The sequence below is a fragment of the Pseudomonas sp. R151218B TE3479 genome, from assembly GCF_053629195.1.
The window spans coordinates 411,387-436,123 of the sequence record NZ_JBRJHV010000001.1; the positions used below are offsets into that span (position 1 = coordinate 411,387).

Sequence of the window (24,737 nt, forward strand, 5' to 3'; positions counted from 1 at the left end):
AATGGTCGGGCTACTGGGTACGAATCACCGTTTAACAGATCGGCCTCGGCAAACGTTGCCGATGAAGCTGGCAGGCGCTCTACAACTCGGAAAAAGCACTTTCCAATGCATCAAGGAGCCGGCCAGCTTCTTTTTCAGTCCATATCAATGGCGGGCGAATTTTCAGAATGCTCGCATCAGGCCCGGTGGCGGAAATAAGCACACGCTTTTCACGTAAGCGGTTAACCAGCTGCAGAGCGGTTTTCATGTCGGGTGCTTTGCTGCCCCTGTCGGTGACCAACTCGACGCCAAAGTACATGCCCGTGCCTCGAACATCACCAATCTGCTCATACCGCGTGGCCAAGTCTTTAAGACCTGCCATGATCAGGCCGCCGACACGGTTGGCGTTGGCCATGAGTTGCTCTTCTCGAATAACGTCGAGGGTGGCCTGGGCAGCCGCAATCGCGACGCTATTGCCGCCAAAGGTGTTGAAATAACGCATGTCACGCCCAAAACCTGCGACCACTTCCGGGCGCACCATCAACCCCGCCACGGGATAGCCGTTGCCCATGGGTTTACCCATCGTGATGATGTCCGGCACGACACCATGACGCTGGTGCCCCCAAAAATGTGTTCCGCTTCGCCCAAATCCTGACTGAACCTCATCGGCAATAAACAGACCCCCGGCTTTGCGCACCACCTCGGCAATGGGACCGAATACGTCCACCGGATCACAGAACAGGCCATCCGAGGAAAACAGGCAGTCAGCAATGAACGCCGCTATTCCACCGCCATGGCGCTGGATATCCCGAATCTGCGCAGAGACTTGGTCCGCCATGTACCGGCCCAGTGCTTCACGGGGAATGCGATAAGAATCCGGAGCGGGTACCCGACGAACAAATGGATCAAGCTTGGCATTGGCGCCTAGCGAGGGTGAAAAAGCGGCCACGGTTGCAGAGTTTCCGTGGTAAGCCTCGGCCGTGACGATGACGCCGGTATTCCCGGTGTGATGGCGCGCGATGCGAATGGCCAGGTCGTTGGCTTCCGAACCGCTGCAGGTGAACATCAAATGACCGTCAGTGCCCATCTCACCATCTGCGGTGGCACGCAGCTGCTCCGCATAATCAAGAATCCCATCCTGCATGTACCTTGTATGGCTGCACAGGGTACTCAACTGCTCAGTTATCGCAGCGACGACACGGGGATGGCAGTGCCCAACTGACACGACATTGTTGTAGGCGTCCAGATACTCATTGCCGTCCTTGTCGTACAGGTAAGCGCCTTTGGCGCGAGCAACACCCACCGGCTCGTTATAGAACAACCGATAAGCCGGTCCTAAAAGATTGGCTCGGCGCTGAATATGCTCGCGCGCCGCGGCGTCCAGATGATCGGTATTGGCAGGATTGAATCCGTTAGGCATATCACCGCGGACAGCCTCGATTTTTAAATGGCTCATTTAAATCCCCTCTAACAAGGATGAATCAATCAGCGAAGGACATCAGAAGTTCGGACATTTGTGACGCAGATCGGTTAAGCATCCAGCCAAGCTGGCCCCATCCCGGCGCGGCATTCCTCAAGATATACGCACTGTTTTGCGGGAAAAGCTGCGATCGCCAGGTGGTTATCAAGGCTCTGGTGATCAGGCGCGCCATGGCAAGGTGCGGGATAAGGGACAGTTCCTCGGGGGTTAGGTCGGCAACACGCAAATACCCTCTTAGAACATCTTTTGCCGGGGCGAAAATATCAACTTCGCTGCTCCCTCCCCCCGCCCCTAACTGGTTCATCATTGCCGTGGATACATCAATGGCAATGGCTGTCTTGACCGCATCGCCGAAATCAATCACTCCGCTGACAACTTGCGGATTGTGCGCATCAACGACGATGTTTGAAGTATTGAAGTCGTTGTGCAGTACTTGTTTTCGACAGCCCGCAATCAAGCCTTCAACATCAGCAAATCGTTCGAGGGCCCTTTCCAATTGCTGTCGGCGCATCGGCTCAGGCACACACTTCAACAAAGGCTCCAGCGTCCTCAGGTTTTGCACATCCCAGCACACCTTCCGAGACTCTCCCGGGTGAGAGAAGTCGGCAGTGGCAAGCCTGAGGCGGGCAAGTAATTCGCCGATACGCTCTCGCCCCTGCAAGTCCACACTGGTTTTATCCAAAGGCGTGCCGGGCAGGAAGCTCATTAACCTCACCTGCCTTGTCTCGCCATGACTCGTTTCAATTCGAGCCAGGTACTCCCCGTCCAGAGATTGATAAACCCTGGGAATCGGCAGCTGCGGCGCCTTGCGCTCAATGTGCCGCATCACTTCAATTTGCAGCGAGAGTTCCAGCGGTGCTTCCTGGGGGTTGGCAATTTTAAGAACGTAAGACTGCCCGTCCGAACTGTCGCATCGAAACGTATCGTCTTTTTCCGTTGCGAATCGCGTCAGATCAGCCTCGATCCCAAAGCGGTCTCGCAGAATCCGCCCGCCTTCCTCGACCGAAACAGGGGAGAAAGGGGCTGCCAGATCTCCCTGCAGTGCCGCAAGCTCCTCACTGAACCCGTCTTTCCGAATCACTCGCATCGTTGAACTCCGGGCCTTGGACAAGCCATCACCGTACGTCTTTGATGGCCAAATATTGTGCTACAATTTTTAGAATTGAAAGAAAAAAATACGCGGAATTTGATGATACAGTTGAAATCAACATACAACATGTTGATTTTAATGATAAAAAATATTTTATTATTTTCAAGGAAACAGATAATTGTTGAACAATTTTATGACTACATAGGTACGCCTCTGGTGCGATACAGCCCAGACATATAGAATCGCCCCCAGCCGAGCTCCCTACCCTGGTCATGTATAACGATGATGATTTCCAGCGCGAACGTTGAAACGCAGCCAGCCAAGCTCTCGGCGGTCGAGGTGCTGGCTGCAAAGCTCAAAGCCAGGATCCTGAACGGTGACTTCGAGCCCGGTGAGTTTCTGCGGGACGTAAAAATGGCGGAGGAGTACGACGTCGCGCGCAACACATTCCGCAGCGCAGCCCAACTGCTGGTTTCATTCGGCTTGCTGCTGAAGGTGCCTCATCGCGGGTTTTGCATACCCGAGTTCGGACCGAACGAAATCGTGGATATCGCCAGGTTGCGAGGGGTACTGGAAACTGAAGCGGTACGGATGATTATTCTGAGCGGCGTTATTCCACCGGATGCACTGAGCGCCGTGGAAAAACTGCGTGTTACCCCTGCCAATGCGCCGCGTTCGGAAATTGTCATCGCCGATGGTGACTTTCATCGGGCCATTATCCGCGCCAGTGGCAGTCCGCGATTGCAACGAAGTTATGCAATGCTGGAGAGCGAGATTGAGCTGCTGCTGGTGCTGCAACAACCTTGCTATGAAGATCCCAAGCAGATCGTCTCCGATCATGAACACTTGATAGAGTGCCTGCGCAGTAGAGACTTCGAGATTGCACGCGCAGCATTTGTCGAGCATTGGGAAGACTTGAGTACAAAGCTGTTACGAGCGCATTTCGAACGCCGGCGATCCTGAAGGATAAAGTCAGCGAGCTAACGGTGGTGCAGCATTCAGTTGTCCATTAGCGCCCCGAGACAAACAGCGCGTGCGGATACAAGCCATGAATCAGCACCTGATTCCCCATGCCCAGCCTGCCCCTTAAAGCCCCCAATGAGATAACCATCATCGCCAGCCCCAGCCTCTCCCGACTGTTTCTTGAACTGTTCTGGCAACTCGGCATCCTGCTGGTGCCGGCTTTTTTCGTCACGATATTGCCGCCTCCATTGGCTTTGTTGGCGGTGTTGTTCTTCGGCCTGCTGATGGGGCTTGCCGCACGATTCGGTTTTCTGTCGGCCGGGCGAGTCTGTGGCAGGTTGATCGTCGGCGCCGTGTTCGGCCTGGGTTTCAGTGTGGGTCGGGCCTTGCCTGAGTGGTGGGGCATCCTGGCGGCCATCGCCAGCATCGGCGGCGGGCTGGCGTGTGTCAGTGCCTGGGAGCGGCGCCTGGGTTTGACGTCCGTTTCCGGCAAAGGCGCCAGTGCTTGGGGTGGAAGCGAGCCGCAATTGACGCCTGAAGGCGAGCCGATCCGAGTGTTCAACCACAGTGAAATCGCCATGGGTGGCCCCACTTATTGTGACTATCTGTTCCCCGACGGCGTGCTCCTGCAAGGCCTTGGCTCTTCGTCAATGTTCTCCCGCGACGGCCGCTACTTTGCGGCAACCGTACCGTCCCGGCAGAACTGGGGGCTGGTCGTCCTCGACCGTCAACAGCGCCAGGTGTACCGCTGTGCCGACAGCGAACTCTGGGAGTTGGACGCTTTTGATCTCGGCGTGTTGAGCGGGCGCCATAGCCCACTGGTGGACGACAGCGTTCGCGAAATCCGACTGGATGAGCTGTTCCAGACGGCCAGCGTTACCCACTTGGTTCCCTTCGCCGACCTATGGCTGGACTCCGACTGGCATCCCGAGCAGCTTCAACATACCTTCGAGCGGCGCTCTGCGGATGGCCAGCACTGCCTGCGGGGCAACATTGTCTTGCCCGCGACATTTCGCGACCTGGCCCAGCCGCTGGAACCGCTGGTTTCACCGCGCTATACCATCAGCGTCAACGGGCAACCGGCCGGCCTGCTGATGGCGGCCGATGCGCCGTTGGTATGGAGCAGCGATCAACGCGCCCTGGTGTGTCTGGCCCAGGAACAAACCCCTCATGCAGACGGCGACCAGTATTGGTTGTGGCAGCTCGACCAGGGCTGGCGCGCCCTGCCCTCGCCCTGGGTGAAGAGCGGAGCAGAACCGTCGTTCTATTGGCACGAGTTGCTCGGTCTCGACGCAAGCCATGTGCAGATCGGCTCGTATCTTGACTATCCGCGACCGGGCTCCGGGCGTTATGGCTACCGCTTGGACAGCATCCACGGCGACACCGAAATCCAGGTCGGTCACGACGCCCAAGGTCGCGTGCAAGTGGGCGAATTTGCGCTGACCCGCATGACCATCGCCATGCCGTTGGACAGCCAAGGCCAGCGCGGCGATTCATTCATCGAAACGCAGCCGATGCAGGACGGAGTGCGCGCACGGCTGACCTGGCTTGGCGATAATCCCGACGGGCTGGGCGGTTATCGCTGTCAGATCGGCGATTGGCAATTGCCCGGCCGCTGGTTGTTGGATCATCGGGTCTCCGATTGCCGGCGTTACCTGGCCCTGCTGCCCTTCGACGGTGCCACGACGGTCGCGACCCACGGGGTGGTTGCCGATCTGAAGGAGCGACAGCTACTGCAGGGGCCCGCGATGTGGGTCGCTCGCCTGCTCGATTTCCGCGCGGGCCGGCTGAGCCTGGCGGTGGTGGCCGGCCGTCTCGATCAAGATCTGGAGAGCAGCGCGCTGCAACGCTTCAACATCCCCGCGCCACAGGTCGGTAGCGCCCCTTCATTCTTTCAACCCGACGAACAATCCCGGCTGTTCTACGACACCGTGGAACTGCAGGTGAGCGATTCGCAACTGCACAGAATGCCCCCCTGGCGCTTGGTGGATCGCCCGCAAGTCGCCAATGCCGAAGGAGACTTCATCCTGCCCGCCCCCAACCAGCAGGATGCGGCCTGGTTGTTCGGCAGCGAGACGGAATATGCCGACAGTTGGGTGCGGGCGCGGACGCCTCGGCTTGGCGGCCACCTGCTGACAGCATCAGGCTGTGCGTTGAGCGACCTGGCACCCTCGATGATATGGTCGGCGGATGGTCGCTATCTGGCCCTTACCTGTATGGCTACCGACGTGACCGAGCTGTGTGGCAGCTATCGAGGCTGGCAGTTGCTGCTGCTGGATGTCCAGGCGCACACGTTGCGAGTGCATCCGCAATGGCTGGGCAACCGCCCCCTGCTTGAAGGTTTCGACGACGATCAAGTGCGCGTGCGCTGTTTTGATCGCGATTGGGAAGCGCAGGACAATGACGACCCTGGTTCGGTACAGTCATTGCCTCTGACACTTTTGCTGCAAGCGCCCGCTGAACAGCTGGTATGCCAGGACGGTTTCTGGCTAAGGTCTTCGCAAGGACACCTGGCCCCCGCCTGGCGAGCGCTGGCCTTACCCGCCATTGGCTATTTCGAACGCGAGAGCCTGTAACATGCTCGCCATCGATGCCCACGCCGGAGCCCACCTTGCCTGACACTCGCCCTCCCGTCCTCGACGAAATCGACCGCCAACTGATCGCGGCCCTGCAAATCAATGCCCGGGAAAGCGTCGCCATGCTGGCCCGGCAGTTGGGTATCGCCCGGACAACCGTCACTTCGCGCCTGGCGCGCCTGGAAAAGACCAAGGTCATTACCGGATATGGCGTGCGCCTGGGCCAACGGGTGATTGATGGCGGTTTGCAGGCTTACGTGGGCATCAAGGTGCAACCGCGCTCCGGCAAGGACGTACTGCGACGCTTGAGCGCCATGGCCCAGGTCCAGCAGTTGTGTGCGGTCAGCGGTGAGTTCGATTACGTGGCCTGGCTGCGCACCGATTCGCCGGAACAACTGGACCAGTTGCTGGACCAGATCGGCAGCGTGGACGGTGTGGAGAAGACCACCACTTCGATCATCCTCAGCAGCAAGATTGATCGAGGGCAGCCGGTCTAGCCCCTGCATGACTTAACCTGTGGGAGCGAGCTTGCTCGCGATAGCGGTCTGTCAGTTTATGAAAGCGCTGACTGAACCGGCGCTATCGCGAGCAAGCTCGCTCCCACATGGGACAGGATTCGTCATTATGATTTCAGAACAGATCAAAATGACGTAATTACACTCAAAACGACGACATATTGTGTCTTATTAACGTGTCCTACCCTCCCTAGAATGGCTGGCATCTTTCCTATACTCAGACGCGAGCACCGCGTCGAGTCGTCCATCAAGGTCCGCCATGAACAAGAACAATCGCCACCCAGCAGACGGTAAAAAGCCCATCACCATTTTCGGGCCGGACTTTCCTTTCGCCTTTGACGACTGGATCGAACATCCGGCGGGCCTGGGCAGTATTCCCACCCACAACCACGGTACGGAAGTGGCGATTGTCGGTGCCGGGATCGCCGGTCTGGTGGCGGCATACGAGTTGATGAAGCTGGGGCTCAAGCCCGTGGTCTACGAGGCGTCGAAAATGGGTGGGCGCCTGCGCTCACAGGCGTTCAACGGCGCCGAAGGGGTGATTGCCGAGCTGGGCGGCATGCGTTTTCCGGTGTCATCCACCGCGTTCTACCATTACGTCGACAAACTGGGCCTGGAAACCAAACCCTTTCCCAACCCGCTGACCCCGGCGTCCGGCAGCACGGTCATCGACCTGGAAGGCCAGACCTATTACGCACAGAAACTGGCGGACCTGCCCGCACTGTTTCAGGAAGTCGCCGACGCCTGGGCCGATGCGCTGGAGGATGGTTCGCGCTTCGGCGACATCCAGCAGGCGATCCGCGACCGCGACGTGCCACGCCTCAAGGAATTGTGGAACACCTTGGTGCCGCTGTGGGACGACCGCACTTTCTACGACTTTGTCGCTACCTCCAAGGCGTTCGCCAAGCTCTCGTTCCAGCACCGCGAAGTGTTCGGCCAGGTCGGCTTCGGCACGGGCGGCTGGGATTCGGACTTCCCCAATTCGATGCTGGAAATTTTCCGCGTCGTGATGACCAACTGCGACGACCACCAGCACCTGGTGGTCGGCGGCGTCGAGCAGGTGCCCCACGGCATCTGGAATCACGTACCCGAACGCTGTGCGCACTGGCCGGAAGGTACCAGCCTGAATTCGCTGCACCTGGGCGCCCCACGTAGCGGCGTGAAGCGCATTGCCCGCGCGGCCGACGGCCGGTTCAGCGTGACGGACGTATGGGAAAACACCCGCGAGTACGCCGCCGTGCTGGTCACGTGCCAGAGCTGGTTGCTGACCACCCAGATCGAATGTGAAGAAGCGCTTTTCTCGCAAAAAATGTGGATGGCCCTGGACCGCACCCGCTACATGCAATCGTCGAAGACCTTCGTGATGGTCGACCGACCGTTCTGGAAGGACAAGGACCCGGAAACCGGGCGCGACCTGATGAGCATGACCCTGACCGACCGCCTGACCCGAGGCACCTACTTGTTCGACAACGGCGATGACAAGCCAGGGGTGATTTGCCTGTCGTACTCCTGGATGAGCGATGCGCTGAAAATGCTCCCGCATCCGGTGGAAAAACGCGTGAAGCTGGCCCTCGATGCCCTGAAGAAGATCTACCCCAAGGTGGACATCGCCGCACGGATCATCGGCGATCCGATCACCGTCTCCTGGGAAGCCGACCCGCACTTCCTCGGTGCCTTCAAGGGCGCCCTGCCCGGCCACTATCGCTACAACCAGCGCATGTACGCGCATTTCATGCAGGACGACATGCCGGCCGAACAACGCGGGATCTTTATCGCCGGCGATGACGTCTCATGGACACCCGCCTGGGTTGAAGGCGCGGTACAGACCTCACTCAATGCCGTGTGGGGAATCATGAAGCACTTCGGCGGTGAAACTCACGCCGAGAACCCGGGTCCAGGTGATGTGTTCCACGAGATCGGTCCGATCGCCCTGCCTGAATAAAAGGAGTTTTCGATGCGCATAGCCCTCTACCAATGCCCACCGCTGCCACTGGATCCGGCCGGCAACCTGCACCGCCTGCACCAAGTGGCGCTGGAAGCCAGGGGCGCCGATGTGCTGGTGTTGCCGGAGATGTTCATGACCGGCTACAACATCGGCGTCGATGCGGTGAATGTGTTGGCCGAGGTCTACAACGGCGAATGGGCGCAGCAGATCGGCCGCATCGCCAAGGCCGCCAATCTGGCGATTGTCTATGGCTACCCAGAACGTGGCGAAGACGGGCAGATCTACAATGCGGTGCAACTGATCGACGCCCAGGGCGAGCGTCTGGCCAACTACCGCAAGAGCCACCTGTTCGGCGACCTTGATCACGCCATGTTCAGCGCCGGCGACTCAGCGCTGCCCATCGTCGAGCTCAACGGCTGGAAGCTCGGCCTGCTGATCTGCTACGACCTGGAATTCCCGGAAAACGCCCGACGCCTGGCCCTGGCCGGCGCCGAGCTGATCCTGGTGCCAACCGCCAACATGCAACCCTACGAGTTCATCGCCGACGTCACCGTGCGCGCCCGGGCCATCGAGAACCAGTGTTTCGTGGCGTACGCCAACTACTGCGGCCATGAAGCTGAATTGCAGTATTGTGGCCAAAGCAGCATCGCCGCACCGAATGGCAGTCGCCCGGCGCTAGCGGGGCTGGACGAGGCCTTGATCGTCGGCGAACTGGATCGACAACTGCTGGACGACTCCCGCGCGGCCTACAACTACCTGCACGATCGCCGCCCCGAGCTTTACGACGCCCTGCACAAACACTGATTGAGGATTGAGAAAGGGCCCTGATCCGCTAGCATGGGCGCATCCTTGTTCTGGAAGCGCCCATGCCGGTCCCCGATTCCCTCCGCCCCCACACTCAAATCCTGGCCAACGGCTTGCGGGTCACATTGCGTCATGTCCCGGGCCTCAAGCGCAGCGCCGCGGTACTGCGCGTCGCCGCAGGCAGTCATGACGCCCCCCTGGCCTGGCCGGGCATGGCGCACTTGCTCGAACATCTGTTTTTCCTCGGTACCGAACGGTTTCCCGCCGGGGAGAATCTGATGGCCTACGTGCAGCGGCACGGCGGTCAGGTCAATGCGCGCACCAGTGAACGCACCACGGATTTTTTCTTCGAACTCCCTCCCGCAACCTTCGCCGACGGGCTGGAACGGCTGTGGGACATGCTCGCCCAGCCACGCCTGGACGAAGCTGATCAGTTGCGGGAGCGGGAAGTGCTGCACGCGGAGTTCATCGCCTGGTCCCAGGATGCGGCTGCCCAACGGCAGCTTGCCTTGTATGACGGCGTGTCAGCGTCCCATCCACTACGGGGTTTTCACGCCGGCAATCGCGACAGCCTCGCCGTGGAACACGCCGAATTCCAAACCGCACTGCACAACTTCTATCGCCGCTTTTACCAGAGCGGCCAGATGACGTTGAGCTTGGTCGGCCCACAAAGCATCGACGTCTTGAAAGCGCTGGCGCAACGGTTCGGCAGCCATGTATCGGCCGGTGAAGCGGTCGCTGGATCGTCGCCGCCAAAACTGATGGCATCGTCCCAGACGCATTATCAACAGGCCCAAGAAGGTTGTCTCGACCTGCTATTCGCCTTCGAAGCGTTGCCCGCCGCCTCCCCCCAAGCCCTGGACTTTCTCTGTACGTGGCTGAACTCCAGCAAACCGGGCGGCCTGCTCGCCATGTTGCGTCAGCGCGGCCTGGCTGACAGCCTCAAGGCCACTGCGCTGTATGAGTTTGCCGGACAAGGGCTGCTGCACATCGAATTCAAGCACGGCAACACTCAGGCAGCGGCGCAAATCCAGCCGTTGCTGCATGACTGGCTGGGATTCTTTGCCGCCCAGGACGATTGGGCGCCGTTGCGCCAGGAGTTCACCGCGTTGCTACAGCGACGGCAGGAAACAGGATCGGCCTTGCAGTTGGCCCGCTGGGACTGTGAAGGACGTGACACGCCGCTGCTGGCAAACGACCTCGTGAGGCTCAGGGAAATCCTCAGGCAACTGCACCCCGCCGATACCGTCGTGGAACCCTGGCAACTGCCCGCGCCCAATCCGTTCCTGCAAACACCAAGCGAAGCGCCTCGCGCCGGGCTGATACGCGGTCAGACCAGCGCCCACCGCGGCTTGCGAACCTTCGCCCAGGATCGCTCCCGGGGCCGGCGGGAACACTCGCCCATGCAGTTCAGCCAGGCGCTGCCAGACAGCGGTCGCGAAGGCGCGGTGTACCTGCGCTGGCAACTGACGGCCCAGGCACCGCTCGACTTGCAAACCAGGCTCGACCGGCACCTGCAGGATGTGCGCGAAGAGGCTCGGCAGGCCGGCGTGGACGTCAGTTTCGAAGCGTCCGCCCATCAATGGCTGTTGAAACTGGTCGGTTTGCAGACACCGCTGCCGTTGGTGCTCGAACACGTTCTGGCGAAGCTTGCCCAACCACTGCCAATGGCCCAGGCCGGTGACGAAACTCCGTCGATGCCGATTCGACAGCTGTTGAAGGCGCTGCCGAATCATTGCCGGCAATCATCAACGCTGCCAATGCCCGACAGCGATCGAAACCTTTGGACAACGGCCCGCTGGGACGGGCTGTCCATCGGTCTGTCGGCCGCCATCCAAAGGGCGCTTGGCCCGGTGCTGGCCCGTGTGCCGGGCATTGCCGGCGAGGACGCCAGCCTGGCGACGGCGCCGCGTGGGCAACGTATCTGGCATAGGCTCCAGACCCACGGTGAAGAATCGGCCGTATTGCTGTTTTGTCCGACCGCCACCTCGGCACTGGCCGACGAAGCCGCCTGGCGGTGGCTGGCACAACTGTGCCAAACGCCGTTCTACCAGCGCCTGCGCGTCGAGTTGCAGGTGGGTTATGCGGTATTCAGCGGATTGAAGCAAGTCGATGGGCAAACCGGGGTGTTGTTCGGCGTCCAATCGCCCAGCCTCTCGGCGGCGGAACTGATCGCCCACCTCAAGCAATTCCTGGCCGGGTTACCGGCGCTGATCCAGCAGCTTGATGAGGCGTCCCTTACCCGCCAGCAGCAGGCACTCGCCGCCCAACTCCAGAGCAGTGCCCTGCCCTTCGCCCAAGCCGCCGAATTGCTCTGGCAGGCCAAGCTGGCCGGCCGCTCGTCGGATTATCTTGAGCAGTTGTCTGCTGCCATCCTGTGCCTGGATCGCGCCCAGCTCGAGGCTGCCGCCCAAGGTTTGCTCGATGCGCAAGGGGGATGGCATTGCCTGAGCAACGGCGCCTGCCCACCAGAACACTGGCAAGCGGCGCAATTATCATTGCAGCCTCTGTAATGAGCTTTCTTCGAGAATCGCGGCGAACGAATTTGTCAGATTTAGTAACATAGGCGCCTAAGCATCTGAACATCTCCGCACGGAGGTGGACTATATGTATAAGTCTCCACCGTTCCATCGAACCAAAGCCCCCCAACCAAAGGAGTATTCCCATGTCCTGGTCCAAACCCGCATATATCGACCTGCGTATCGGTTTCGAAGTCACCATGTACTTCGCCAGCCGCTGATTGCTGCAGGCGATTAAGCACGCAGCACTACGCCTCGCCAGCCGAGGCGTTTTTATTTCGGTTTGCAGATGGAGCAGCCATGTTCGTCCAGATTCTAGGTTCCGCCGCCGGTGGCGGTTTCCCCCAGTGGAACTGCAACTGCGCCAACTGCGCAGGTTTTCGCAACGGCAGCCTGCGGGCCCAGGCGCGGACCCAGTCGTCCATCGCCCTGTCCGATGACGGCGTGAACTGGGTGCTGTGCAACGCTTCCCCGGACATTCGCGCCCAGCTTCAGAGTTTCGCCCCAATGCAGCCGGGCCGGGCCCTGCGCGACACCGGCATTGGCGCGATCATCCTGATGGACAGCCAGATCGACCACACCACCGGCCTGCTCAGCCTGCGCGAAGGTTGCCCGCACCAGGTCTGGTGCACCGACATGGTTCATGAAGACCTGAGCACGGGTTTTCCACTGTTCAATATGCTGACCCACTGGAATGGCGGGCTGAGCTGGAATCGCATCGAGCTCGACCAGAGCTTCACCATCGCTGCCTGCCCGAACCTGCGCTTCACCCCGCTGCCCCTGCGCAGCGCCGCGCCGCCCTATTCACCGCACCGCTTCGACCCGCACCCGGGCGATAACATAGGGCTGATCGTCGAAGACCTGCGCACAGGCGGCAAGCTGTTCTATGCCCCGGGCCTGGGCAAGGTCGACGAGTCATTGTTGGCGATCATGGCCGGCAGCGACTGCTTGCTGGTGGACGGCACAATGTGGGACGACGATGAAATGCAGCGCCGTGGCGTTGGCACCCGCACCGGCCGGGAAATGGGCCACCTGGCCCAGAACGGCCCCGGCGGCATGCTGCAAGTGCTGGAGCAACTGCCCGAGCAGCGCAAGGTCCTTATCCATATCAACAACACCAACCCGATCCTGGACGAAGATTCGCCCGAACGGGCCGAGCTTGTACGCCGAAAGATTGAAGTGGCCTACGACGGAATGAGTATTGAGTTGTAGGAAGGTCGGTACCAATGTGGGGTGGGCTTGCGGTGTATCAGTCGACATGGGTACCGACTGATACACCGCTATCGCGAGCAAGCTCGCTCCCACAGTAGTCCGGATATCTGATTCACAACACAACCAGTGTGGGAGCGAGCTTGCTCGCGATGGGGCCAGCCCTGACGCCACCGAAACCAACGGTTATTCCCCGGAGACCGAAATGACTGACACCCCCCTGTCCCCCGCCGAGTTCGAAACGGCCCTGCGTGCCAAAGGTGCGTATTACCACATCCATCACCCCTACCACGTGGCGATGTATGAAGGCCGTGCCACTCGCGAGCAGATCCAGGGCTGGGTCGCGAACCGTTTCTACTATCAAGTGAATATCCCGCTCAAGGACGCCGCGATCCTGGCCAACTGCCCGGACCGGGAAATCCGTCGCGAGTGGATCCAGCGCCTGCTCGACCATGACGGCGCGCCGGGCGAAGATGGCGGCATAGAGGCCTGGCTGCGGCTGGGCCAGGCGGTGGGCCTGGACCCCGACCAACTGCGCTCCCAGGAACTGGTGTTGCCGGGGGTGCGCTTCGCGGTGGACGCCTATGTCAACTTCGCCCGCCGGGCCAGTTGGCAAGAAGCCGCCAGCAGCTCGCTGACCGAACTGTTCGCCCCGCAGATCCACCAGTCGCGCCTGGACAGTTGGCCGCAGCATTACCCGTGGATCGACCCGGCCGGCTATGAATACTTCCGCACCCGCCTGGGCCAGGCCCGGCGCGATGTGGAGCATGGCTTGGCGATCACCTTGCAGCACTACACCACCCGCGCAGGGCAGGATCGCATGCTGGAGATTCTCCAGTTCAAGCTGGACATCCTCTGGAGCATGCTCGATGCCATGAGCATGGCCTACGAATTGAATCGACCGCCCTATCACAGCGTGACCGACCAACGGGTTTGGCACAAAGGAATTACCTTATGAGTTTCGACCGCAGCCAAACCCCGCGCTGGCGCCCCGGCTATCGCTTCCAGTACGAACCGGCCCAGAAAGGCCACGTGCTGCTCTATCCTGAAGGCATGATCAAGTTGAACGACAGCGCTGCGCTGATCGGTGGCCTGATCGACGGCGAACGGGATGTCGCGGCCATCATCGACGAGTTGGCCAAGCAGTTTCCCGACGTGCCGGAACTCGGTGACGACATCGAGCAATTCATGGAGGTCGCCCGTGCACAGCACTGGATCGAACTTGCCTGACACCACCGGCTTGCCGCCCAGGCCGGAAGTCGGCCTGCCACTGTGGCTGCTGGCGGAGCTGACCTATCGGTGCCCGTTGCAATGCCCGTACTGCTCCAACCCGCTGGACTTCGCCGAGCAGGGCAAGGAGTTGAGCACCGAGCAGTGGTTCAAGGTCTTTCGCGAAGCCCGAGAGATGGGCGCCGCGCAGCTGGGTTTTTCCGGTGGCGAGCCGCTGGTGCGCCAGGACCTGGCCGAGCTGATCGGTGAAGCGCGCAGGCTGGGTTTCTATACCAACCTGATCACCTCCGGCATCGGCTTGACCGAACAGAAAATCAGCGACTTCAAGAAGGCCGGGCTGGACCATATCCAGATCAGTTTCCAGGCCAGCGACGAGCAGGTGAACAACCTCTTGGCCGGCTCGAAGAAAGCCTTCGCGCAAAAACTGGAAATGGCCCGGGCGGTGAAGGCCCATGGCTATCCGATGGTGCTGAACTTCGTGACCCACCGGCACAACATCGACAAGATCGATCGCATCATCGAGCTGTGCATCGCCCTGGAAGCCGACTTCGTCGAACTCGCCACCTGCCAGTTCTACGGCTGGGCGCAATTGAACCGTGTCGGCCTGCTGCCCACCCGGGAACAACTGGTACGCGCCGAGCGCATCACCAATGAATATCGCGCCAAGCTGGAAGCGGAAGGCAATCCGTGCAAGTTGATCTTTGTCACGCCGGACTACTATGAAGAACGACCCAAGGGCTGCATGAACGGCTGGGGCAGCATCTTCCTCACCGTCACGCCGGACGGCACGGCATTGCCCTGTCACGGTGCCCGACAGCTGCCGGTGCAGTTTCCCAATGTGCGCGACCACAGCATGCAGCACATCTGGTATGACTCGTTCGGCTTCAACCGTTTCCGCGGTTATGACTGGATGCCCGAACCGTGCCGCTCCTGCGATGAAAAGGAAAAGGACTTTGGCGGTTGTCGCTGCCAGGCGTTCATGCTCACGGGGGACGCCAGTAACGCCGACCCGGTGTGCAGCAAGTCCGAACATCACGGGGTGATTCTCCAGGCGCGCGAAGACGCCGAGCACGCCACGCAAACCATTGAACAGTTGGCCTTTCGCAATGAACGAAACTCGCGCCTCATCGCTAAAGGCTGAGCCTTTCAGCGCCGCCCAGGCCGTTGCCGCCGGCACCGACTTCGCCGAACTGCAGGTCGGGCCCTTGGGCTTGTTCTGGAATGAATACCGCCCCGCGGACGGTGCCTGCCGGATCTGGCAGTGGCAAGAGACCGAGGCCCGCTGTTTGACGCCGGACGGATTCAGCGCCCGCAGCCGGGTCTATGAATACGGCGGCGGGTCGTTCTGCCTGAGCCATGACGGCGTGCTGTTCGTCAATGAAACCGACCAGCAGCTTTACCACCAATCGCTGAGCGACGGGCAGCCCGTGGCGCTGACCTCCGGTGAGTGCCGCTACGGAGACCTTGGCTTCGCCGACGGCCAGGTGTTGGCGGTGGAAGAACAAGCCAACCAGCATCGCCTGGTGTCGATCGGGTTGGCGGATCATCAACGACATCTACTGGCTGAAGGCGCCGATTTCTACGCTGCGCCGACCCTGAGCCCGGACGGCCAGCGGCTCGCCTGGGTTGAGTGGAGCCGCCCGCATCAACCCTGGACAGCCACGCGGTTGATGTTGGCCGAACGCGACGCTTCGGGTTGGGGCGAGCCACGCTGTGTGGCCGGCGACGGCAAGCAAGAGTCCATCCAGCAACCGCGCTTCGACGCGGCCGGTCGCCTTTATTGCCTGAGTGATCGCGGTGGTTATTGGCAGCCCTGGAGGGAGTCGGCCCAAGGCCTGGAACCACTGCCCGCCGCCGAAGCCGATCACGCCCCGGCGCCATGGCAACTGGGTGGCTGTACCTGGCTGCCGCTGGATGAACACACGTACCTGGCGAGTTGGACCGAAGCGGGTTTCGGGCGCCTGGGCCTATGTCGCGGTGACGACGCCAGTGAGGACTTTACCGGCTCCTATACCCGCTTTCGCAGCCTGGCGCTGGATGAGCGGTTCATCTATGCCATTGCCGCCTCGCCGACCGGCCCGGCGGCGGTCATTGCCATCGAGCGGCATAGTCATGAAGTCGCGGTGCTGGCCGGCGGCGTCGCGCCATTGCCGGTCGAACAGATCAGCCGTCCTCGAACCCTGCGTTATCCCTCCGGGTCAGGTGAGGCCCACGGGTTCTTTTACCCGGCCATGAACGTACAGGCGAAGCCGCCCCTGGTGGTGTTCATTCACGGCGGCCCCACCTCGGCCTGTTATCCCCTGTTCGATCCGCGTATCCAGTATTGGACCCAGCGTGGCTTTGCCGTTGCCGATCTCAATTACCGTGGCAGCAGCGGCTATGGCCGGGCCTATCGGCAGGCATTGCATTTGAACTGGGGCGTGGTGGATGTGGAGGATGCCTGCGCGGTGGTTGCCTACTTGGATGAACAAGGCCTGATCGACGGCCGTCATGCGTTCATCCGGGGTGGCAGTGCCGGTGGCTACACGACCCTCTGTGCCTTGGCGTTCCATGAGGTCTTCCGTGCCGGCGCCAGCCTCTATGGCGTGAGCGACCCTGTGGCCCTCGGCCGGGCCACGCACAAGTTCGAAGGTGATTATCTGGATTGGCTGATCGGCGACCCGCAACAGGACGTCGAACGCTACCGCGCCCGCACCCCGTTGCTGCACGCCGGGAACATCCGTGTACCAGTGATCTTTTTCCAAGGTGAACTGGACGCCGTGGTGGTACCGCAGCAGACCCGCGACATGGTCAGTGCCTTACAGGCCAACGGCGTGGCCGTCGAGGCGCACTACTATCCGGATGAGCGCCACGGTTTTCGCAAAGCCGCGAACCAGGCCCATGCGCTGGAGCATGAGTGGTTGTTCTATCGCAAGGTGATGGATGGCGATCTGTAGGAAGCCAAACACACTGTGGGAGCGAGCTTGCTCGCGATAGCAGTAGTCCAGTCGACATTTCCGTGGACTGACACACCGCTATCGCGAGCAAGCTCGCTCCCACAGGGTTAGACCATGCAATTGAATTCGCGCCAGATCCTCAGCGCTTAGCGATGATGTAAACCGCATGCACAATGCCTGGGATATAACCCAGCAGTGTCAGCAGGATGTTCAGCCAGAAAGCCCCGCCAAAACCCACCTGCAAAAACACACCCAATGGCGGCAGCAGGATGGCGATGATGATTCGAATGATATCCATGGATGACTCCCTGATTGGCGATGGCTACGTTGCCATACAGCTCATTGACCCCTGACCGCTCGTCAGGGTTCAGTGAAAACACTCAGGAAAGACGACCCGAACGGCCAACCCTGCGCAACGATATAAAACGCAGACAAAAGAAAACCCCGCCGAAGCGGGGCTTTGCAGACTGTTTCCCTGACATCCATTTCACTCCGCCGTCCTGGCAGAATCCTACGTGTCCGTGTTGTTACTTTTGCGCGTCCTGCGCGGCGTCCATGTGAAGTAGATTAGCCCTGGATCCAATCTGCCGATAGAGGGAAAACGCCAGTACATTGTGTAAGCGTTTGCTTACACAATGTCAGTTTTTAGAACTGCCCAGGCTCCAACAGAAACAGCGACTCGCTGCCGGCTTTCACCGAAGCACTCAGAGAGTGAATGCGCGGCAGCAGGCGAGCGAAATAGAACCGCGCCGTGCCCAGTTTGCTCGCGTAGAAATCATCCTGGTTTTCTTTGCCAAAGGCCGCCTTGGCCATCAACGCCCACATGTAAGCATAAGCGGTGTAGCCGAACGCCTGGAGGTACTCCACCGAAGCGGCGCCGATTTCGTTCGGGTTGTTCTTCGCCCGGTCCAGCAACCATTCAGTCAGCTCATCCAGCGTACCGACCGCGTCGTTCAGTGGCTTGGTGAACTCCGCCAGGTCACTGCTGGCGGTGGCGGTGAAGTGGCGAATTTCATCGGCGAACAACCGGTAGAACGCACCGCCACTGCCGACGATCTTGCGCCCTACCAGGTCCAGTGCCTGGATACCGTTGGTACCTTCGTAGATCTGGGTGATGCGCACGTCACGCACCAGTTGCTCCTGGCCCCATTCACGAATGTAACCATGGCCGCCGAACACCTGCTGACCATGGACCGTGGTTTCCAGGCCCAGGTCGGTCAGAAAAGCCTTGGCCACTGGGGTCAGCAACGCCACCAGATCTTCGGCGCGCTTGCGGGTGACCGGGTCTTCGCTGAACTTGGCGGTGTCGAGTTGCATCGCCACGTAGGTGGAAAATGCCCGGCCACCCTCGTTCGAGGCCTTCATGGTCAGCAGCATCCGACGCACGTCGGGGTGGACGATGATCGGGTCAGCAATCTTGTCCTTGTTCTGCGCACCAGTGGGCGAACGGCTTTGCAGGCGATCACGGGCATATTCGACGGCGTTCTGGTAGGAACGCTCGCCGGAGGCCAGGCCTTGGATGCCAACCCCCAGACGCTCGTAGTTCATCATGGTGAACATCGCCGCCAGGCCTTTGTTCGGCTCGCCGACCAGGTAGCCCACGGCTTCATCGAAGTTCATCACGCAGGTCGCGGACGCCTGGATGCCCATCTTGTGTTCGATCGACCCGCAGTTGGCCGCGTTACGCGCGCCCAGGCTGCCGTCGGCATTGACCATGAACTTGGGTACCAGGAACAGCGAGATACCCTTGGGGCCCGCCGGTGCGTCTGGCAGTTTCGCCAGCACCAGGTGAATGATGTTCTCGGTGAGGTCGTGCTCGCCACCGGTGATGAAAATCTTCGTGCCACTGACCTTGTAGGAACCGTCGGCCTGAGGTTCGGCCTTGGTGCGGATGATCCCCAGGTCCGTACCGGCATGAGGCTCGGTCAGGCACATGGAACCAGCCCAGACGCCGGCGTACATGTTGGGCAGGTACGCCGCCTTCAGTTCTTCGCTGGCATGGGCATTGATCGACAGGCAGGCGCCAGCGGTCAGCATCGGGTACAGGCCGAAGGACAGGCTGGCGGAGTTGACCATTTCCTCGACCTGGGCCGAGACGGCCTTGGGCATGCCCATGCCGCCGTACACCGGATCACCACCGACACCGACCCAACCGCCTTCAGCGTAAGTCTTGTAGGCCTGTGGGAAACCTGCCGGCGTGGTGACGGCGCCGTCGGCCCAGTGGCAACCTTCTTCGTCAGCGGCGCGGCTGAGGGGGGCGATGCTTTTGCTGGTGACTTTGCCGGCTTCTTCGAGGATCGCTTCGACCGTTTCAGCGTCCACGGTGTCGGCCAGCACCGGCAATTGGGCCCAGAGTTTCGTGACCTCGAACACTTCATTGAGGACGAAGCGCATATCGCGCAGGGGCGCTTTGTAGTCAGCCATGGCAAACCTCGCAGGATCTAAACAGTTGGGTTCGTAAAAGACGGTTTCGCAATGACCTGAGTGTACCTCAACAACTTTTGCGACACATAGGGTCAACCAATGACTGTTCTGTTATTTTTAGTCACGACTCAGGATTTTGGAGATTAATCGTGGCGAGGGAGCTCGCTACCGCTTGAGTGCGCAGTGCTCACAAAAAGAGGCTGCTACGCAGCCCAACGGGAGCAAGCTCCCTCGCCACGGTTCAGTCAGAGTGCAAACAACTCCGCCGGCAGCTGCATCAGACAATCGCTCCCTGCCTCGATGGCAGCCCGATGGGCGGTCGTGCGCGGCAGCAGGCGCTTGAAGTAGAACTCGCAGGTCGCCAGTTTGGCCCGGCAGAAATCGCCGTCACCGTTGCCGCTGTCGAGTTGCGACTGGGCCACCAAGGCCATGCGCAACCACAGATAGGCCAGGATGATGTAGCCGCTGTACATCAGGTAGTCCACCGAGGCGGCACCCACCTCATCCGGGTTTTTCATCGCCGTCATGCCAATCCGTGTGGTCAGCTCGCCCCACTGTCGGTTGAGCTCGTCGAGTTGCGCGACGTACTCCTTGAGTTGCGGATGCTCGGCATTGGCGGCGCAGAATTTGTGAACAATCCGGGTGAAGCCACGCAACAACTTGCCTTGGCTACCCAGCACCTTGCGCCCCAGCAGATCCAGGGCCTGGATGCCGTTGGTGCCCTCGTAGATCGGAGCGATGCGGCAGTCGCGCACCAACTGCTCCATGCCCCACTCGCGAATGAAGCCGTGGCCGCCGAACACTTGCATGCCGTGGTTGGTTACTTCCAGCCCGGTGTCGGTCATGAACGCCTTGCAGATCGGGGTAAGAAACGCCAGCAGGTCCTCGGCCTCCTGGCGCGCGGTTTCGTCCGGGCTCAGGTGGGCGGTATCGAGCAGTTGCGCGGTGAAATACGTCAGCGCCCGGTTGCCTTCGTTGAAGGCCTTCATGGTCAGCAACATCCTGCGCACATCGGGATGGACGATGATCGGGTCGGCGACTTTTTCCGGCGCCTTGGGACCGGTCAGTGCGCGCATCTGCAGACGGTCGTTGGCGTATTTGATCGCGCCCTGGAAGCTTGCCTCCCCCAGGCACAGGCCCTGCATGCCGGTGCCAAGCCGGGCGTGGTTCATCATGGTGAACATGCAGTTGAGGCCCTTGTTCGGCTCGCCGATCAGGAAACCCTTGGCCCCATCGAAATTCAACACGCAAGTGGCGGAGGCCTTGATGCCCATCTTGTGTTCGATCGAGCCACAGGAAACGCCATTGCGCGTCCCCGCCTCACCCGTGGCGTCGGGCAGGAACTTGGGCACGATGAACAACGAGATGCCTTTGGTCCCGGCAGGGGCGTCCGGCAGCTTGGCCAGCACCAGATGGATGATGTTATCGCTCATGTCGTGCTCGCCGGCGGAAATGAAGATCTTGCTGCCGGAGATCGCGTAGCTGCCGTCGGCCTGGGGCACGGCGCGGGTCTTGATGATGCCCAGATCGGTGCCGCAGTGGGCTTCGGTCAGGCACATGGTGCCGGTCCACTGGCCGGCGGTGAGTTTGCTCAGGTAGGTCTGTTTCTGTGCTTCAGTACCGTGGGCATGAATGGCCGACATGGCGCCGTGAGTCAGGCCCGGGTACATACCCCAGGACGTGTTGCTGGAGCCAACCATCTCGCTGATGACCAGGCCCAGGGAGCTGGGCAATCCTTGGCCACCATAAGCCGGATCTGCCGCCAAGCCGTGCCAGCCGCCTTCCACGTACTGTGCGAAAGCCTGCTTGAAGCCTGTAGGCGTGGTGACTACGCCGTTGTCGAAATGGCAACCTTCTTCATCACCGGAGCGATTGAGCGGCGCCAGCACGTTTTCACAGAACTTGGCGCCTTCCTCGAGGATCGCACTGACCATGTCCGGGCTGGCATCGCTGGCGCCCAGCTCGGCATAGCGGCCATGGAAATCGAAGACGTGATCGATCAGAAAGCGCATGTCGCGCAGGGGGGCTTTGTACTCGGGCATGGTGGTTTTCTCCGGTAGCAGATCGTTCCAACCTACTGCCGGCCACCCTGACCCACAATCACAGTCCAGACGCTGAATGCGCCGTCATCACTCAACCCGCGGCGGCTTCCATGCGCACTGCGCCGCGGCGGTTCTGGCCGAAGGCAACTACGCAGTTGCGCCCCGCACCCTTGGCGTTATACAGCGCCTGGTCGGCGGACTTGAGCACTTCTTCGGGCGTGCGCTGCTCAAGGCGCTCCGCGACGCCGATGCTGACCGTCACCGATACGCTGGAAGCACCCGCGCCGGAGCGACGCTGGCGGCCTTGCTGATCGTCCTGGGGACGGCTATCGGGATTGCGCAGCTGGATGGCATACGTCTCGATGGATTGGCGGATGACTTCCAGATGGGGCATGCACTCGTCGATGGTTTTGCCTGCGAACACCAGGGCAAATTCCTCACCGCCGTAGCGATACGCCCTACCGCCACCGCCGATCTTCGACAACTTGCTGGCGACCAGGCGCAGCACCTGGTCGCCCACGTCGTGGCCGTGGGTGTCGTTGAATTTCTTGAAGTGGTCCACGTCACTCATCGCCAACACATAGTTGCGCCCCAGGCGCTGCATGCGTTCGTTCAATGCCCGCCGGCCCGGCAGGCCGGTGAGTTCGTCACGGAAGGCCATTTGATAGGCCTCGTGGGCAACCGCCGCGGCGATCATCAACATCACCTGGCTGCACATGATGTTCAGGGTGAACGGCAGGATAAAGGTCTTGGGCAGCATCCAGAACAACCCCAGCACCCCCACCAGTTGCGCCGCGTGCAATGGCCGGGGATTGCGCCAATATTGCCAGGCCAACAGCAGGAACGCGGCGGCGAACATCGGGTAGGACAATTGGATCAGACTCATCCAGGCACCGTGCAACGCGGGCCAGCGGATCTCCGAGAGCCACAACAACAAGGCCTGGGGGAAACTCTGCTCCAAGGCCAGCGCCACACTGCCAAAGACCAGCAACACCGCGAACCGCGCCACCATGTCCTGGAACAGGTGGGTGCGTTCCTGCCACGCCGCGAACAGCCCGAACAACAGCGGCAACAACAGGCAGACAAGATGGAACACCACCGCCGCGTCTTCGCGCACCTTACCGTTATCGCGGTAGAAGTCGGTCTGGGTGTCCAGGAGAAAGTAGGCGATATACACCGTGACCATCAGAAACAGTTCACGTTGACGTCGATAAACCGCGCAATACGCCCCGCCTAGCAACAGCACCAGCGTCGGGAGGACGTTGAACAGCGAGGTGAAGAAAACGTTGAGATCCTTGACGTAGGCAGCCGCAAGCCCCGCCACCAACAACAGCAATGACGGTAGGAAATGGCTCAAACGTACAGCGGAAGAACGCGGCAAGGGTAAAGCTCCAACCCGGCTGATCAAAGATGGCATTGTGCCTGCAACTGGAACAGTAAGGCACGCGAGATGTGACAGATGTCACACTGCCATCGCTGTAACGGCAGGGCGGGAGTTTTTCTTAAGGCTTTGTCGGAGCAATTGTTGTTACAGAATTTTCATGCAAACAACTGCACCTGCTCAGATGGAAAACCTGAGCTTGCGATCCACCGCAAAGTGGCCGCTACCGCGCACGGCAATATAGAGCGCAAGAAATCCCATCAACACGGGAAACTCAATGCCGCGATCGATCCAGGGCCAAGTGGGGCCAAGCGCATAGCTGATACCCACCATTTGCATCGCCATCATGAACGCAACCGGGCGCGCCCACAGACCGACAGCCAGCATGACCGCGCCGACCGTTTCAAGAAGCATGACCAGAACCGCCCATTGCTCGGCGAACGGCAAGCCCATGACGTTCTGGATCAGGTTGATGGAGCCCGCCATGGGATCCGCCATGGAACCGTGGGATATCCCCAGGGCTTTTGGAAGGCCGTGGGTGAACATGACAACGCCGAATGCAAACCGCAGCACTGCATACAAAACGGGTTCCGCACGGGTGTAAAGCCTATCCAGCGCCGGAAACAGGAGGCGCTCTTGGAAGGCGGTGGTTTCTATGGAGGTAATCCCGGATTTACTTTGTGACGTGTCCATCTCGGTAGTCCTTTTTGTGAATGAGGTTTTCGGGGGCCCCGCCGCTACCGCGGCCGGCGCTTGCTGGCGAGATGCAGGACTGCTTCGCGTCAATGACCAGCGCCCTGGCGAACCCGCTTTTGCAGCGAATGCGCCAGCAGGGCCGCTGTCGCCCCTAGCGTCCCGGCCAGGGCCAGCATCCCGAAGGTTGTGAGCGACGGAGGTTGGTGCGAAGCGAAATACGCCACCAGCCCCAGGAAGAAACCAAGCAGGTTGTTGAACACCGGAGCCTTGGCCAAGGACAGCGCAATGACCGTGATGGCGAACACCACTGCACTGATGGCATAGCTGCCCAGAACAGGCGTCAGGGCAGCCATGGCATTGGCCGCGCCGATCCCCAGAATGACGCCGATCAGCACGCAGGCCAGATTGATCGCCCCTTGCTTGAGGTTGAGCCCGCGGGTAAAGAATGAAATCCACCCGACAAACATGGCCCACACCGGAACCTCCAGTGCCATCACGCTCAGGGTGGCGGCTGATGACGCAATGACCGACTCACCCACCACCACCTTCAGATGAGTGAAAAATGCATTATTGGCCATGACTCACCTCCCGGGTTGCAGGTACCCACCGTGACGTCAAGAGGCCAGACAGAGCGATACGACGCAGGAAGCGGTCGCCAGCGGCGATCAGGCACCAGGCCGCAAGAGTGATGTTCACGTTCATGGTCAATTCCTTTCCGGTACGTGCGGTAAAGCTGGTTTCATGGGCCGGCACCGGCCGAACCCATATGGGGCGAAGGTTGTCAGCCCACAACCCCATGATGTCGATTGACCGTCTGTGAATAAACGGGATGAAATTGACTTATCTATTCCAAAAACCACAACAAATGGGCCGCTATGGACCGTTTCGACGCGTTGCAGGGACAGGTGACGGAATTTGAGGCACGAGGCTGGATTTCCACAGTGAGAA

General features: G+C 60.4%; 20 protein-coding genes. 12 read left to right on the forward strand and 8 right to left on the reverse strand.

The window, feature by feature from the left end; all coding sequences use genetic code 11:
* Nucleotides 1–79 precede the first annotated feature (79 nt).
* Entirely contained in the window at nucleotides 80–1,435 is a 1,356-nt protein-coding gene (locus AB7M32_RS01960) for an aspartate aminotransferase family protein (RefSeq protein WP_454248929.1), read from the reverse strand.
* A 25-nt stretch (nucleotides 1,436–1,460) separates the two neighbouring features.
* Nucleotides 1,461–2,546, reverse strand: coding sequence for a phosphotransferase (locus AB7M32_RS01965; RefSeq protein WP_454248930.1), 1,086 nt, complete (start codon nucleotides 2,544–2,546; stop codon nucleotides 1,461–1,463).
* Between the two features lie 285 nt (nucleotides 2,547–2,831).
* On the opposite strand from AB7M32_RS01965, the gene AB7M32_RS01970 reads away from it, so the two are divergent.
* From AB7M32_RS01970 to AB7M32_RS02025, 12 genes are all read left to right on the forward strand, one after another.
* Nucleotides 2,832–3,512, forward strand: a complete 681-nt coding sequence (locus AB7M32_RS01970; RefSeq protein ID WP_454248931.1) for a GntR family transcriptional regulator — start codon at nucleotides 2,832–2,834, stop codon at nucleotides 3,510–3,512.
* 107 nt (nucleotides 3,513–3,619) lie between these two features.
* Entirely contained in the window at nucleotides 3,620–6,088 is a 2,469-nt protein-coding gene (locus tag AB7M32_RS01975; protein WP_454248932.1) for a hypothetical protein, read from the forward strand.
* Between the two features lie 35 nt (nucleotides 6,089–6,123).
* Complete coding sequence (locus tag AB7M32_RS01980) at nucleotides 6,124–6,585, forward strand: Lrp/AsnC family transcriptional regulator (RefSeq protein ID WP_060743121.1); 462 nt, start codon at nucleotides 6,124–6,126, stop codon at nucleotides 6,583–6,585.
* Nucleotides 6,586–6,862: 277 nt separating this feature from the next.
* The gene (locus tag AB7M32_RS01985) at nucleotides 6,863–8,545 is read left to right on the forward strand and encodes a flavin monoamine oxidase family protein (RefSeq protein ID WP_454248933.1); all 1,683 of its coding nucleotides are present in this window, start codon (nucleotides 6,863–6,865) and stop codon (nucleotides 8,543–8,545) included.
* 12 nt (nucleotides 8,546–8,557) lie between these two features.
* On the forward strand, nucleotides 8,558–9,352 hold the full coding sequence (locus AB7M32_RS01990) for a carbon-nitrogen hydrolase family protein (protein WP_454248934.1): 795 nt from the start codon (nucleotides 8,558–8,560) through the stop codon (nucleotides 9,350–9,352).
* Nucleotides 9,353–9,414: 62 nt separating this feature from the next.
* Nucleotides 9,415–11,865 (forward strand): pyrroloquinoline quinone biosynthesis protein PqqF, encoded by a 2,451-nt coding sequence (gene pqqF / locus AB7M32_RS01995; RefSeq protein WP_454248935.1) that lies wholly within the window; start codon nucleotides 9,415–9,417, stop codon nucleotides 11,863–11,865.
* 152 nt (nucleotides 11,866–12,017) lie between these two features.
* Nucleotides 12,018–12,092, forward strand: coding sequence for a pyrroloquinoline quinone precursor peptide PqqA (gene pqqA / locus AB7M32_RS02000; RefSeq protein ID WP_003177660.1), 75 nt, complete (start codon nucleotides 12,018–12,020; stop codon nucleotides 12,090–12,092).
* Between the two features lie 79 nt (nucleotides 12,093–12,171).
* Complete coding sequence (gene pqqB, locus AB7M32_RS02005) at nucleotides 12,172–13,083, forward strand: pyrroloquinoline quinone biosynthesis protein PqqB (RefSeq protein ID WP_454248936.1); 912 nt, start codon at nucleotides 12,172–12,174, stop codon at nucleotides 13,081–13,083.
* Nucleotides 13,084–13,285: 202 nt separating this feature from the next.
* Nucleotides 13,286–14,038 carry a pyrroloquinoline-quinone synthase PqqC gene (gene pqqC, locus AB7M32_RS02010; RefSeq protein ID WP_454248937.1) on the forward strand — a complete coding sequence of 251 codons (753 nt, stop codon included), beginning with the start codon at nucleotides 13,286–13,288 and terminating at the stop codon, nucleotides 14,036–14,038.
* Entirely contained in the window at nucleotides 14,035–14,310 is a 276-nt protein-coding gene (pqqD, locus tag AB7M32_RS02015; RefSeq protein ID WP_060740339.1) for a pyrroloquinoline quinone biosynthesis peptide chaperone PqqD, read from the forward strand. Before pqqC ends, pqqD begins: the two co-directional genes overlap by 4 nt.
* Nucleotides 14,282–15,451 carry a pyrroloquinoline quinone biosynthesis protein PqqE gene (pqqE, locus tag AB7M32_RS02020; RefSeq protein ID WP_072405786.1) on the forward strand — a complete coding sequence of 390 codons (1,170 nt, stop codon included), beginning with the start codon at nucleotides 14,282–14,284 and terminating at the stop codon, nucleotides 15,449–15,451. The genes pqqD and pqqE overlap by 29 nt, the downstream gene beginning before the upstream one ends.
* Nucleotides 15,417–17,246, forward strand: coding sequence for a S9 family peptidase (locus AB7M32_RS02025; protein ID WP_454248938.1), 1,830 nt, complete (start codon nucleotides 15,417–15,419; stop codon nucleotides 17,244–17,246). The genes pqqE and AB7M32_RS02025 overlap by 35 nt, the downstream gene beginning before the upstream one ends.
* A gap of 139 nt (nucleotides 17,247–17,385) precedes the next feature.
* On the opposite strand, the gene AB7M32_RS02030 is transcribed toward AB7M32_RS02025, so the two are convergent.
* The 6 genes from AB7M32_RS02030 to AB7M32_RS02055 form a co-directional block, all read right to left on the reverse strand.
* The gene (locus tag AB7M32_RS02030) at nucleotides 17,386–17,544 is read right to left on the reverse strand and encodes a YqaE/Pmp3 family membrane protein (protein ID WP_038436734.1); all 159 of its coding nucleotides are present in this window, start codon (nucleotides 17,542–17,544) and stop codon (nucleotides 17,386–17,388) included.
* A gap of 347 nt (nucleotides 17,545–17,891) precedes the next feature.
* The gene (locus tag AB7M32_RS02035; RefSeq protein ID WP_454248939.1) at nucleotides 17,892–19,670 is read right to left on the reverse strand and encodes an acyl-CoA dehydrogenase C-terminal domain-containing protein; all 1,779 of its coding nucleotides are present in this window, start codon (nucleotides 19,668–19,670) and stop codon (nucleotides 17,892–17,894) included.
* A gap of 245 nt (nucleotides 19,671–19,915) precedes the next feature.
* On the reverse strand, nucleotides 19,916–21,712 hold the full coding sequence (locus tag AB7M32_RS02040; RefSeq protein ID WP_454248940.1) for an acyl-CoA dehydrogenase C-terminal domain-containing protein: 1,797 nt from the start codon (nucleotides 21,710–21,712) through the stop codon (nucleotides 19,916–19,918).
* Between the two features lie 91 nt (nucleotides 21,713–21,803).
* Nucleotides 21,804–23,093 (reverse strand): GGDEF domain-containing protein, encoded by a 1,290-nt coding sequence (locus AB7M32_RS02045; protein ID WP_454248941.1) that lies wholly within the window; start codon nucleotides 23,091–23,093, stop codon nucleotides 21,804–21,806.
* Between the two features lie 180 nt (nucleotides 23,094–23,273).
* The gene (locus tag AB7M32_RS02050) at nucleotides 23,274–23,786 is read right to left on the reverse strand and encodes a DoxX family protein (protein WP_454248942.1); all 513 of its coding nucleotides are present in this window, start codon (nucleotides 23,784–23,786) and stop codon (nucleotides 23,274–23,276) included.
* An 89-nt stretch (nucleotides 23,787–23,875) separates the two neighbouring features.
* Complete coding sequence (locus tag AB7M32_RS02055) at nucleotides 23,876–24,367, reverse strand: DUF1097 domain-containing protein (RefSeq protein ID WP_192262832.1); 492 nt, start codon at nucleotides 24,365–24,367, stop codon at nucleotides 23,876–23,878.
* Between the last annotated feature and the right edge of the window lie 370 nt (nucleotides 24,368–24,737).